The 13,744-nt window shown below is 36.1% G+C and carries 8 protein-coding genes; 3 read left to right on the plus strand and 5 right to left on the minus strand.

Features of this window, described 5'->3' with window-relative positions:
• Nucleotides 1–128 precede the first annotated feature (128 nt).
• A complete protein-coding gene (locus NTX65_06530) occupies nucleotides 129–2,540 on the plus strand; it encodes a glycoside hydrolase family 31 protein (protein ID MCX6168973.1) in 2,412 nt (803 codons plus the stop codon).
• Between the two features lie 23 nt (nucleotides 2,541–2,563).
• The gene (locus tag NTX65_06535) at nucleotides 2,564–4,690 is read left to right on the plus strand and encodes an alpha-amylase family glycosyl hydrolase (protein ID MCX6168974.1); all 2,127 of its coding nucleotides are present in this window, start codon (nucleotides 2,564–2,566) and stop codon (nucleotides 4,688–4,690) included.
• 43 nt (nucleotides 4,691–4,733) lie between these two features.
• Here the strand turns inward: NTX65_06535 and NTX65_06540 are convergent, their stop codons facing one another.
• From NTX65_06540 to NTX65_06550, 3 genes are all read right to left on the minus strand, one after another.
• Nucleotides 4,734–8,132, minus strand: a complete 3,399-nt coding sequence (locus NTX65_06540; GenBank protein MCX6168975.1) for a PAS domain S-box protein — start codon at nucleotides 8,130–8,132, stop codon at nucleotides 4,734–4,736.
• Between the two features lie 94 nt (nucleotides 8,133–8,226).
• The gene (locus tag NTX65_06545) at nucleotides 8,227–9,504 is read right to left on the minus strand and encodes a 3-deoxy-D-manno-octulosonic acid transferase (GenBank protein ID MCX6168976.1); all 1,278 of its coding nucleotides are present in this window, start codon (nucleotides 9,502–9,504) and stop codon (nucleotides 8,227–8,229) included.
• Nucleotides 9,501–10,487, minus strand: a complete 987-nt coding sequence (locus NTX65_06550; GenBank protein ID MCX6168977.1) for a glycosyltransferase family 9 protein — start codon at nucleotides 10,485–10,487, stop codon at nucleotides 9,501–9,503. The genes NTX65_06545 and NTX65_06550 overlap by 4 nt, the downstream gene beginning before the upstream one ends.
• 120 nt (nucleotides 10,488–10,607) lie before the next feature.
• On the opposite strand from NTX65_06550, the gene NTX65_06555 reads away from it, so the two are divergent.
• Nucleotides 10,608–10,874, plus strand: coding sequence for a hypothetical protein (locus NTX65_06555; protein ID MCX6168978.1), 267 nt, complete (start codon nucleotides 10,608–10,610; stop codon nucleotides 10,872–10,874).
• A gap of 42 nt (nucleotides 10,875–10,916) precedes the next feature.
• Here the strand turns inward: NTX65_06555 and fbp are convergent, their stop codons facing one another.
• Both fbp and NTX65_06565 read right to left on the minus strand, forming a co-directional pair.
• On the minus strand, nucleotides 10,917–11,939 hold the full coding sequence (fbp, locus tag NTX65_06560; GenBank protein ID MCX6168979.1) for a class 1 fructose-bisphosphatase: 1,023 nt from the start codon (nucleotides 11,937–11,939) through the stop codon (nucleotides 10,917–10,919).
• 11 nt (nucleotides 11,940–11,950) lie between these two features.
• A complete protein-coding gene (locus NTX65_06565) occupies nucleotides 11,951–13,741 on the minus strand; it encodes an ABC transporter ATP-binding protein (protein MCX6168980.1) in 1,791 nt (596 codons plus the stop codon).
• Between the last annotated feature and the right edge of the window lie 3 nt (nucleotides 13,742–13,744).

Here is a 13,744-nt window from a genome sequence, read left to right on the forward strand (position 1 = left end):
TAATTGAAGCTCATTTTAAGGAGATGCCCGTTCGGGCATCTCCCTTTTTATTCTCAATCAAATCTATTTTCCATTCATTAACACAATTCCTATTTTGTACTTATTACAATTCATTTTTAGGTATTCAAATGGAAAAAATAGTTTTCACATTAATTAGCATTTTGTTCTTCGTTTCGATTGTTCATGCCGGATTCGAATTTATCGGCGGAGTAAAAAGTTATAAGATTGAGTCAAACCGGGTTGAGCTAATACTAAGCAATGCAAAGTTGAATATTTACGTCGTTGATCAAAGCATAATCCGTTTCCGTTACACAAATAAGAATGATTTTTCTAAAGCGCCGTCGTATGCTGTGATTTATCAGCAGCCTGAAAAATCGAAATTTGATTTCAAAGATGAAAAAGAAAAATTTATTCTCACCACTGAAGAATTGATTGTTCACATATCAAAAAATCCTTGTCGTGTTTCAATTTACGATAAACAGATGAATCTGCTGAATTCTGATGAAGAAAGTTTTGGCGTTTCATTCGACGATGCGGAAGTTCGATGTTTCAAAAAACTTTTCAAGGATGAAAAATTTTTCGGACTTGGAGAGAAATCCGATGACTTAATTAAAAACGGTAACCAGTACACTCTTTGGAATACAGACTATCCAGCATACACGAGCAAGAAAGATGAATTATATCAATCAATTCCGTTTTTCATCGGCCAGCGAGATCATAAATCCTACGGCATTTTCTTCGACAACACGTTCAAATCGTATTTCAACTTTGGCGCAAGCAACAACCGTTTTTACTGGTTCGGCGCGGATAAAGGCGAAATGGATTATTATTTTATTAACGGTCCGGATATTAAGCGTGTTATCTCTGATTATACTAAACTCACCGGACGGATGGAACTGCCGCCGATGTGGTCGTTAGGTTATCAGCAAAGCAGATGGAGCTATTATCCGGAATCTAAAGTAAGAGACATCGCGAAAAATTTCCGGGACAGAAATATTCCATGCGACGTAATTTACCTAGACATTCATTACATGGATGGATACAGAGTATTTACCTGGGATAAAGATCGATTCAAAAATCCCGAACAAATGATTTTAGATTTAAAGAAAGAAGGATTCAAAATTATTCCAATAACCGATCCGGGAATTAAAGCGGATTCAAATTATTTTGCTGCACAGGAAGGATTGAAACAAAATCTCTTCGCAAAATATCCGGATGGTATTCCATATCAAGGAGAAGTTTGGCCAAGCTGGGCTTACTTTCCCGACTTCACAAAAAAAGAAACACGCGCATGGTGGGGTGACAAACTTCAACCATTTCTCAAGATTGGAATTGAAGGATTTTGGAACGACATGAATGAACCGTCAACATGGGGACAGGCATTTCCCGATATTGTTCATTTTGATGATAACGGATTTAAGTCTGATCATAAAAAAATACATAATGTTTATGCGCTTTCCATGGCGCGAGCAACACGTGAAGGTTTAAGAAAATATTCAGATCAAAGACATTTCATATTAACCCGCGCGGGGTTTGCCGGCATTCAGCGGTACAGCGCTGTCTGGACCGGTGATAACGCATCTACCGAAGAACATCTTGCGCTTGCATGTACTATGCCTCAGAATCTTGGATTAAGCGGCGTACCGTTCGTAGGTTCCGATGTTGGCGGATTTATGGGTGAAGAACCTTCCAATGAAATGTATGTACGCTGGATTCAACTTGGCGCGTTTTCTCCTTTCTTCCGAGGACATTCTGCAATCGATACAAAAGCACGTGAGCCGTTTGCATTTAACGAATGGACTGAAGAACGCGCGCGTCAAATCATACAGCTACGATACAAGCTTCTTCCCTTCTGGTATAATGAATTTTACGTTTCGTCTCAAACCGGTTTGCCGATAATGCGGCCGATGTTTTTGAATTACGAAAATGATGATAACTGCTATACGCATGACGCACAGTTCCAATACATGATTGGAGAAAATCTTCTTGTTGCGCCGATTGTAGCATCAGTCGATAAAACAAAAAAATTATATCTGCCGAAAGGATATTGGTATGACTGGAATAATGATAAAGTGATTAATGGCAATCAATGGATTATTACCGAAGTACCGATGAATAAAATTCCGCTCTACATTAAAGAAGGCGGAATGATTCCGATGCAAGTTGTTCAAAATTATGTCGGCGAGAAAAAGATCGAACAGCTTGAGATGGTTATCTTTCCATCAAATAAATCCGAATATACATTATATGAAGACGATGGAATTTCTTATAACTATGAGAATAATAAATATTCCTTAACTAAGTTTGAGTGTGAGAAAGATTCTAAAGTTTTTAAGCTACTGATTAATAAATTGCAAGAAGGATTTAAGAGTAACAGAAAAAATTATCTTTTCACTTTGCTGGATACAAGTATGCCGAAGAAGGTATTGACCAATGGAATTGAACTACCAGGCTCTGCATTTGAGTTTGATAAAGAGAAAAAGATTTTACACATAAAAATTGAAGACACCGGTAATATCAAATTGCAGCTGGAATATTAAAGTAAATTGAGCGAGTGAACGTTATGAAAAGATATTCGATAATAAACTTAGTGATTGCATTAATTGTTGTATTTACTGCTCTTCAAATATCCAAAGGAGAAAAATTGTATCTCAAGGAAACACGCTATACAAAATTAATTCCGGATTCAGCCGAATTTCAAGAACATTCAAAAGAGTTAGACAAATTTTATTCGGATAAAAAACTCGGTTCTTTTGTAGAAAACGGAAAAACATTTTTCAGATTATTCGCACCATCTTCAATACAGGTTAAGCTCTGTGTTTTCAATAAACCGGATGAGAAAAAGTATCAAGAATATTTTCTTAATAAAGACGGAAACGGTGTTTGGGAAGTTGTTCTCAATAATAATTTACATGGCAAGTTTTACGGATACAAGGTTTTTCACAAAGGAGATGATGTATTCACTTCAAAAGTTCCTATTTGTGTTGATCCATACGCGAAAGCAGTTACTTCATTAACAACATACATGAATCCGCGTTTAGCAATTGTTACAAAAGATGAACCTTACAATTGGGAAGGAACAAACTGGATTCAGCGTGATTGGCGCGATCTGATAATTTATGAAATGCATGTGCGTGATATGACAGCCCACAAATCTTCCGGCGCCAAAAACCGAGGATCGTATAAAGGTTTGACTGAAAAAGGAATTCGAGGAGGTCTCGATTACATAAAATCGTTAGGCGTTAATACGGTAGAATTATTGCCGGCACAAGAATTCGGCAACATCGAAATTCCTTATATGGATTCTTTAAGAGGAAAATTTAACACATGGAATCCATACGAGCGGAATCATTGGGGATACATGACGTCTAATTTTTTTGCGCCGGCTGCTTATTATACTGAGAGCTGGGAAAAAATGAAATGGAACAAATGGATCGGCGAGGACGGAACACAGATAAATGAATTTAAGGATATGGTGAAAGCATTTCATAAAGAAGGGATTGCCGTGGTAATGGATGTCGTTTATAATCATCTTTCGGAATATGAAACGGGCAACCTCAAACAGATTGATAAAGAATATTATTTCAGATTAGATGCAAATGGAAATTATATTGCAGAAAGTTATTGCGGCAATGATTTGAAAACCGAACGACCAATGGTGCGCCGGCTGATAATTGAAAGTATTTTGTATTGGATGAAAGAATATCACATTGATGGTTTCCGTTTTGATCTTGGAAAACTGATCGATTGGAAAACCATTGAAGAAATAATTTCTGAGGCGAGGAAGATAAATCCAAATGTTGTGTTCTCATGCGAACCCTGGGGCGGAGGATATGACCCGGAAGGTTTTTCAAAACGCGGCTGGTCTGCTTGGAATGATCAAATTCGAAATGGAGTTAAAGGAGAGAATCCGAATAATGGTCTCGGCTGGATTTTCGGTCACTGGTACGGAAATAATTCGATTGACCGAATAAAAAGTTATGTAAACGGTACGTTGATTAGTGATTCGCTTGGATTATTTCAAAAGAAAGAGCATTCGCTAAATTATCTTGAATCGCATGATGGTTTTACTCTTGGCGATTTTATAAGAATCGGTTCACGCGAAGTTGACCCGGATATAATTATAAAAGATGTTGATAAAAATGTTAGACTTACTCACTATCAAATGAAGTTGAATAAACTGGCTGCGTTGTTCCTTCTTACTTCTCAAGGAATGACAATGATTGATGAAGGACAAGAATTTGCCCGTTCAAAAGTTATTCCGTTTAATGAAAAAGAGAAGGATAAAGAAAAAGGTAAGATTGATCATAATTCGTATAATAAAGACAACGAAACAAATTATATTAATTATAAACATGCGGAGATTAATAAGGAGCTGTTAAATTATTACAAAGGATTGATAGCATTACGAAATAAATATGACGCTTTCAGACGGGCTGAATATAAAGACATTATTTTTTATGAGCACCCGGATAGTAAATTCGGTTTGGGATATACGCTAAAACATAACAAAGATACTTTCATTGTACTCTTCAACGCAGATCAAAACAAGAATTTGGAATTTCCTCTTCCGGAAGGTGTTTGGAGCGCTTTAGTGGATAAAGATTTGGCGGGAATAAAAACACGTTATGTAACCGGCGCAAAAATTATATTGGAACCAGTTACAGGTGCTGTTTTAAAATTACAATGATTAACAAAGATGGCGATTGGTTGATTCTAGAGGAAAATTTATTTTAGTTAAAAATCGCTTTTCTTAATGAACGCTCAATTGCATTTTTGAAATTCGCAAGGTTTACTGGTTTTTCAAAAATAAATTCAACTCCAAGATCTTTGTACTCGGCTTCAATAGATTTGTTAAGATCACTACTTAGGACAATCACCGGCGGTTTATATTTCAATTCCGTCATGTTCAGTTGTTTCACCAAATCATAACCGCTCATTACAGGCATTTTATGATCTGTAATAACAAGCGCTGGGGATGAATGCTTAATAACATCGAGCGCTTGCTTGCCGTTTTCCGCTTCAAGTATTTTATAACTTGGAATTAAACTTCTTATCAATTTCGAATAAAGCAGTCTGTCCGTCTTAAGATCATCCACGAGTAAAATATTTGCAGAAGCGACTGGAATAGAAAAAATAAATTCAGTCCCTTTTCCGGTTTCACTTTCCACCCAAATTTCGCCGCCATGTTTCTGAATAATATCGTGAACGAGTGAAAGCCCCAACCCGCTTCCCTTTTCACCTGCAGTTCCGCTTGTTGTGTATTTTGAATCCACCTTGAAAAGTTTTGGAATATCTTCTTTACTTATTCCAACGCCGTCATCTTTAACGTAAAACTCGACCTGCTTTTTCTCAATGTTTGCCTGAGCATTTACACGAATGCTTCCGCCGGGCTTAGTAAACTTAATTGCATTAGAAATAAGGTTGTTGAATACCTGTAGAAGTAATCCCGAATCCGCATGAACATAGAAATCTTTTTGCATTTCCGGAATCAAATTAATTTTCTTTTGAAGCGCGGCACCGGATAAAATCTGTATAGATTTCTCGATCAGTTCTTTTGCGTTTATTCTTTCAGGCTCGAACTTAACGCTTCCGGTCTGAAGGCGTGTCCAATCTAAAAGTGAGTTTACCAAACTCAACATACTTTTTGATGATTCTTGAATGTACTGGATATACTGAGTCTTCCCTTCTTCATCTAGTTCTTTATCATTTAGTAGAAGATCCGTGAAACCGAGAATTGAACTGAAAGGTGTGCGCAGATCATGAGATATAATTGATATGAACCGGTCTTTTGTTTCATTTAGTTCCTTTAAGTTCTGCGCTGATTTTTTCAATTCCTCTTCTGCCCGTTTAGACAGACTTATATCGCTTACAATTCCAAAAATCTTTTGAATTTCTCCCTTCGAGTCACGGACAAGTGTAATTCTATCTTCAATCCAAATGATGTTTCCAAGCGTATCAATTATTCTGCATTCGATGGCATCCGAGTAACGAGCCGGATCTGCGTAAAATTTGTGTAGTTTATCAACCACTTCATCTACATCATCGGGATGAATTATTTTTTTCCAGAGTGTTGGATCTTCAATAAATTCATGATCTTCATAAGTCGTAATTTTTTTGATGGCAGGGGTATAGAATACGGCTTTTAATTTTCCGTCTTGCCTTTCAGCAGTCCAAATACTTTCACTAATATTTTCTGTAATGCTACGGTATCTCTCTTCGGATATTGTGAGAGCATTCTGAGCTTTTTTCTCTTCGGTTACATCACGTAAAATCCATACGGCAAATTTCTCGTTTTCGATTTCATAAGTCGAAACGGAATTTTCTACTTCAAATGAAGAAAAATTTTTCTTCCGTCCGGTAAAATAAAATCTTGAAGGAGTTTCTTTTCCATCTTCAGCCATTTCGATCAGAAACGCGACCCGTTCTTTATCTTTCGCATCAATGAAGTCTAATGGGTTCATTCCAAGAATTTCACTTGCACTTCTGAACCCGAATATTTCCACAAAAGAATCGTTGACGAGTGCTATTCTTTTTTTGTTTAACAGCACTATTCCGTTCTGAGACGCCTCAAACACAGAGCGGATAAGCATCAAATCTTTTTCCGATTCTTTCTTCAGAGTAATATCGGTCAATATCACATTATAATATTGAACACTTCCATTTATATCCTCAACAGATGAAAAACTTGAGAGAACATGAATTCTCTGTCCTGCCTTTGTTAAAAGCGGAAGTTCAAATGTATGCAGTTGTTTTTCTGCAATGCTTTTAAAATCGAATGGCTCTTTTATAGGATAATATGAATCAATCAATTCCGGAAATTCGAGATTAACTATTTCTTTCTCCGAGTATTGAAATACTTCAAGGAAATGTGGATTTGCGTATGTAATTCGTCCGCGCAAATCGAGTGTGCAAATAAATTCATGCGAGTTGGTTACAATGTTGCGGAATCTTTCTTCGGAAATTTTTATTTTTTTTTCTTGGTTAACACGCTCGGTAACCGGTGTGCACAAAAGAAAAACGGTCTCATCGTCTCCGTCTCCAACAATTCCGATTTTAACATCATAATAGTCGGCAATACTTTCGTCTTCTCCAATATGAAATTGGCCGCGCCATTCTTTATTAATGCGAACATGCTCTTTCAGTTCTTCAAAATATTTTTCATCAATGTTCGAGAATATTTTCCCTAAGAATTTTCCATAAACTTCGCTTCGTGTTAACCCGATAAGCTTGTATGCCGATTCATTCCAGAAAGTGATTTTACCGTTTTTATTCGTGCCGATTAGTCCGTCTATAACAGTAGCTGTAATTTGCTGGTACTTTGTGAGCTCGGTGATTTCTTCTTCGGATAAGCCAATGTGTTCAGACTCTCTACTAAAATCTTTAACCAGAAGAATCACCCAGTCAACTTCAAGTCCGCCTTCACTAAAAGGAATTAGTGTTACACGTGCGGGAATTTCTCTTTGATTCCGTATGAAAGGAATTTGTGTACTTATAACTTTATTATTAGCAAAAACATTTTCTAAAAGTTTTTTAAAAAGGATTGATGAAATCTTTTTTGATGGAAATATTGATTTACCGGTTTCCGGCTCAAAAAGGAAATCAAATAATTCGATTCCGGTTGAAGGCAAGACTCTGGCAATACCTTCTTTATCAACTACGATAAAAAAATCGCTGAATGAGCCGAGAAATGATTGAAAATCTCCTGAATGTATTAACGATCCGTGAGTTTTTACCGCGTCAATCTTGATATCTTCAAGAATCAAAACACCACCGGTAAATTCATCGTTAAAAATAATTGGAGCGCCTTTTAAAAGAATGGATACTTTACCACCAGTTAATGTATGTGAGGCAACTATTTCTTTTTCGAACGTCTCCCCTTTTTTGAGAAGATTTAGTTCGTCGCGTATATCCGCTTCATGAAATAATCTGTTTTCAAAAATACTCCTGCCGATAATATCTTGAGGAGTATTTACAACCACGCCATTAAACCGGAAAAAGTTTTTATTTACAAATTTAATTTTCCAATCCCGCTGGAATATTATAACCCCGATCGGTGCAAACTCAAATATCTCACGAAATGATATTTCTGTTGTTGAATGCTCGAATGATTTTTCCAGAGATGGATTCATTGATTTAGCGACATCCTAATTTCATTATCAATTTATAAAATACGCTGTAGAAACTAAATAAGAAACGATCTGAATCTTCTATTCCTCTAAAATCTTAGATGAATTTATAAATTTCGTCTAAAATTCTTGAAGTAGCGCCTATATTCTGAATTACATATTCGGAACCGATATTGCCAATTTTTATCCGTAACTGCTCATCGCTGAAAATCTTACGTAAATTTTTATATGCTTCTTTTTTGTTGCGTATGCAAATTCCCCCGCCGATTTTTCTTAAATGAATGGCTTCCTGGCTGTTTTCATGCTTAGGCCCAAATAATACCGGAATTCCATACACAGCGGGTTCAAGCACATTATGTATTCCTTGTTTAAAACTTCCGCCAACATATGCAACATCACCATATGTATAAAGAGTTAATAGAACTCCGATTGAATCAATTATTATCAGTCGTTCGTTCTTATAGTTATTCAAATATGAAAATCTGATTGAGTCAAATTCTCCTTTAAGAGCGTTTTCAATTTCCTCCAGATGCTGTTCGGTGGGCTCATGTGGAACTATTATTGTAATAAGCTGCTTATCATATTTCATTAGCTTGAGTACTGCAGGCAAAAGAACATTTTGATCACTTTCCCATGAACTCCCCAAGACAAATACTTTTTTCCCTTTAAAAAATCCATCTTTAAAAAGTTTTTTTTCTTTTGCAAGAAGACTTTTTTGATATACGCGGTCGAACCTAGTATCTCCAACAGCTTTTATAATTTCGCCATTGATATTAAAATTTCTGAAATTATTTTCATCTTCTTTGGATACGGCTAGAATTTTGGTAACATGCGCGTAAAGTGATTTGTGGAAACTGTTAACAATGAACCATTTTCTTGGAGTTTTAGAACGCATTGTTGCATCAACAATAAAACTGGGAATCTTCTTCTTCTCAAGCTGCCAGATCATATTCGGCCAAATATCGTAACGCATAAAAATAGCAATATTAGGACGCACCAGATTTAGAAACCGGCTTGTCGCTATTGGAGTATCATATGGGAAATACGCGATCACATCCGCGAGAGGATATTTGAGATTGTTAGTATAGCCGGAAGGTGAAAAAAAGGTAATCAAAACATTAACATCTTTCTCTTTTCTTAATCTTTCAATGATCGGTTTTGCCTGTTCGAACTCACCCATAGAAGATGAATGTACCCAAACCATTTTTTTTTGACGGTCTATGCCTGCAAGATCAATTATTAAATTTTCAAAAAGTTTTTCTCTTCCTGTAACACCTGTTTTTATCTTAGCATTGAAGAACTGACCAACTAGAATTGAAAGTTTTAGCAACGGAATTACGATAGCATTATAGAGAAGATACCAGAATTGTTTCATATACCTACTTGAATATTATTAATCTGACTAAGTACAAACTCGGGTGTAATTTCTTTCATACATTTGAAATGTTTTTTGGGGCAGCTTGATCTTCCAATGTGGCTGCACGGGCGGCAAGATAACAATTTATTTTCTAAGATTAAATTTTGCTGCCCCGTCGGCATAAATCCAAACTCTCTAACAGTTGATCCAAAAATAGAGATTAACGTAATACCAACAGCAGATGCGGCGTGCATTAATCCGGAATCATTTGTTATAATTACTTTACAATGTTTCATTTCTGCAGCTGTTTGAAGCAAGAGATCTTCATTCTGTAGATTAATAGATCCTTCAATTTTAGCTGAGATTGTTTCACAAAGTTCTTTGTCGTCTTTTCCGCCCAATAAAACTATAATGAATCCCTGCTCAGCCAATTTATTCCCAAGTTCAATAAAATATTCGGATGGCCAACGTTTTGTAAAATGTTTAGATCCCGGACATAAGCCGATATAATTTTTATCATCATTAAGTTCAGTTTTAATATCCTGCGGAAAAAATAATTCTAATTCATTATTGTCAATATCAACTCCGGCAGTTTCAGCATACCTTTCAGAAATTGTTTTAATATTTTTCAAAAAGTTTATCTTAAACCAAACTAGAAGAAGTTTCCGCATTGAAGGTTTTTTAAACCTCCGAATTTGTACTCTTATTCCACTTGTCAGATTATTACTTCTAAAATTATTCTGAAGATCAATTACCAAATCATATTTCCCTATTTTCAAATTATTTTTGAGCTGCTTTGCATTTTCCTTTTCATAAATGATAAGATTGGAGATATTCGGGTTATATAACAATGCATCTTTGAACTGCTTTTTTACCACAAAATCAATTTGTGAAGCGGAAAATTTCCGTTTTATTGACCTAATAACGGGAGTTGAAAGTAGTATATCCCCGAGTGAACTCAGCCGGATGATTAGAATTTTATTTATTTGTTTGTCGGGCACTATGTGATTTGGTTGTTTTCACTGCAAATCTAACCAATAATATTTTCCATTCCAATTTGTAGAGTTGGATGTAAAAGTTCACTTCATTATTTTTCGGCAGTTAAAAAACAAGGTATAAACATGACAACACTGCCTCCTCCAGCAACTAAATTATTTCCGGCAAATTCGCTTGAAAAACAATGCTATAACATCACGGAAATGTTCAAAGAAAACATACCGATAATGAATGACAGGAACCGACTGGGTTATTGTTTATTTAAATACATGAAAGGCGAGGGAGATGCACCGGAAATTTTGGTGAGTTCTACAAAAATTAAAATTGAAGGAATTGCAAAACCAGAACTAGCAAAGAAACTTGCGGAAGAACTTTCTAAAATCAATTTATAATTGCGAATTGAGAATTGAGAATGAAAATTATCAATTCTCAATTTAGTATCTGTCTTCGCCTTCGAGTAAATATTTCTCGACAAGCAAAACATCTTCTTCACTGCCGATATAGATTGGAGTTCTTTGATGCAGACTTTCGGGCTGCAACTCCAAAATTCTTTTTTTACCGTCGGTTGCCCGCCCGCCTGCTTCCTCCATTATAAAAGCCATCGGATTGCATTCATACATTAACCGCAGTTTACCTTTCAAATTTCTTCTATCGCCGGGATAAATAAAAATTCCGCCGTATAAAAGAGTACGGTGAATATCTGCAACCATAGAGCCAACATAGCGCGCTTGATACGGTTTACCTTCAAACATATTCGCCTGAAGATATTTAATATAATTTTTCAAACCTTGAGGCCACGAAAAATAGTTTCCTTCATTCAGACTATAAATTCTGCCGTGATTAGGAATTCTAATATTGTCGTGAGAAAGAAGAAATTCTCCGAATGCCGGATCAAGAGTAAATCCGTGAACTCCATGACCATGACCAGCAGTGTAGACGAGCATTGTACTCGAACCGTAGACAATATAACCAGCGACAACCTGCTTATATCCTTCCTGCAAACAATCTTCTAATGTACCCGGTCCATTGCCAAGGCTAATCCTTTTATAGATCGAAAAGATTGTACCGATACTTATATTTGCGTCAATATTTGATGAACCGTCAAGAGGATCAAAAAGCAAAACATATTTTCCGATTTTCTGGTGCGGCGGGAGATGAATAATATCTTCTTCTTCTTCAGATGCCATAACACAAAAATGACCGCCATGATCCATTGCTTTTATCAGCATTTCATGTGCGTAGATATCAAGCTTTTTAACTTTTTCGCCGTGAACGTTCTCGTCGCCTGTGAACCCTAATATTTCTGCCAGCCCAGCTTTGTTAACCTCGAGTGAAATTAATTTTGCAGCAAGACCGAGCTGCAGAAGGATTGTAGAAAGTTCGCCCGTTGCTTCCGGATGTTCTTTTTCGCCTTCCTCAATATGGCGGGGTAATGTCATAAATCTTTTTGTAGCCATTTACAGCTCCATTAAGCGTTTTTAATTATTTCCTGATCTTTGTACTGTAACTGATAAAGTCTATAATAGATTCCTCTCTTAGCGAGAAGTCCTTGATGTGTTCCTTCTTCTTTCAATTCGCCTTTATGCATAACAAATATTTTATCCGCATTCTGTATAGTTGAGAGACGATGAGCAATTACTATTGATGTTCTGCCTATTAAAAGTTTTTCAATAGCGTTTTGAATTAATTGTTCCGTCTCCGTATCTACACTTGATGTTGCTTCGTCCAAAATAAGTATTTGAGGATTAAAAGCAAGCGCCCGTGCAAAAGAGATCAATTGTTTTTGTCCTACACTAAGTGTAGCGCCTTTTTCTTTTACTTCCTCATCATAACCATTTGGCAGATTGGATATAAATTTATGAGCACCGACTGTCTTTGCTGCTTCAACAATTTCCGAATCAGAGATATTTTTATTACCCAGATTAATATTTGATTTAATATTACCGCTAAAAAGAAAGACATCTTGCAAAACAACAGCTATATGTTTCCTTAAATCTCCAATATCCAGAGTCCGTATATCAATTCCATCTAAAGTGATGCTTCCTTTTTCGATATCATAAAATCTGGTAAAAATATTGATGATGCTCGTCTTGCCGGCTCCCGTCGCGCCTACGATCGCTATCCTTTCACCCGGATTAATCTTGAATGAAAGATTTTTCAATACATATTCACCGGGATTATAGGCGAACCAGACATTATTAAATTCAATCTCACCGCGGAAATTATTTATGCTTACTGGATTCTCGGGATTCTTAATAATTGTTTTATCATCAAGAAGATTAAATATTCTTTCCGAAGACGCCATTGCTGTCTGTAAAATATTGTATTTATCGGAAAGATCGCGAATCGGTCGCCAGAACATTTCCGTGAATTGTAAGAATGCAAAAAGAATTCCAATAGTTGCGCGGCTTTGAATTACTTCACCACCCCCATACCAAATTATTAAAGCCATAGAAATCGCGCTAAGTAATTCAACAACCGGGAAAAAAACAGCGTAATAAAAAATCGATTTTATGTTTACAACTTTATTATCATAATTGATAGAGGTAAATTTTTGTAGTTCTTCTTTCTCCTTTGCAAAAATCTGAACAACATTCATCCCGGTGACACGTTCTTGCATGTAAGAATTCAGTCTTGCAAGATGTTTACGGATATCTCTATATGTTTCTCTTACTTTTTTGCGAAATAAAAATGTGGCATATATTAATGCCGGAAGAACTGAAAGGGTTACAAGAGCAAGATCCCAGGACATCCAAAACATGAAGATGAAAATCCAAACTATTATGAAGATATCGCTGAAAATCGAGACAATTCCCGATGAAAACATTTCGTTGAGAGAATCCACATCATTTGTAACACGGGTTACGGTTCTTCCTACCGGTGTTTTATCAAAATATCTTAAAGCAAGTTTCTGTACATGAGAAAAAATTTGAACACGAAGATCATAAACTATCCTCTGCCCAGTAAGTTCTGTGTAGTACGTAAGAAAATATTGTATCATCGCCTGGAGGATAAGAGTCACCAGAAGTACAATGCACACTATCATCAAGCCGTGAAAATCTTTATTCTTTATATTATCATCAAACGCAATCTTTGTTAATAACACACGGAACGGTCCGAGTGCCGCAACGACAATATTCAGAATAATTGCGGGAATAATATATTTCTTATACGGTTTAATATACTTTAACAATCGCCGCATCAACTGGGAGTCATACGCTTTGCCGAGTATCTCATCATCTTTTGGTTGTTCTGCCATTCT

Source organism: Ignavibacteriales bacterium (assembly GCA_026390795.1).
GTDB lineage: Bacteria > Bacteroidota > Ignavibacteria > Ignavibacteriales > Melioribacteraceae > Fen-1258.

Excerpts from the sequence above, each read along its gene's own strand:
- NTX65_06530 (MCX6168973.1), top strand. The coding sequence starts at position 129 with ATGGAAAAAATAGTTTTCACATTAATTAGCATTTTGTTCTTCGTTTCG.
- NTX65_06535 (MCX6168974.1), top strand. The coding sequence starts at position 2,564 with ATGAAAAGATATTCGATAATAAACTTAGTGATTGCATTAATTGTTGTA.
- NTX65_06540 (MCX6168975.1), bottom strand. The coding sequence starts at position 8,132 with ATGAATCCATCTCTGGAAAAATCATTCGAGCATTCAACAACAGAAATA.
- NTX65_06545 (MCX6168976.1), bottom strand. The coding sequence starts at position 9,504 with ATGAAACAATTCTGGTATCTTCTCTATAATGCTATCGTAATTCCGTTG.
- NTX65_06555 (MCX6168978.1), top strand. The coding sequence starts at position 10,608 with ATGACAACACTGCCTCCTCCAGCAACTAAATTATTTCCGGCAAATTCG.
- fbp (MCX6168979.1), bottom strand. The coding sequence starts at position 11,939 with ATGGCTACAAAAAGATTTATGACATTACCCCGCCATATTGAGGAAGGC.
- NTX65_06565 (MCX6168980.1), bottom strand. The coding sequence starts at position 13,741 with ATGGCAGAACAACCAAAAGATGATGAGATACTCGGCAAAGCGTATGAC.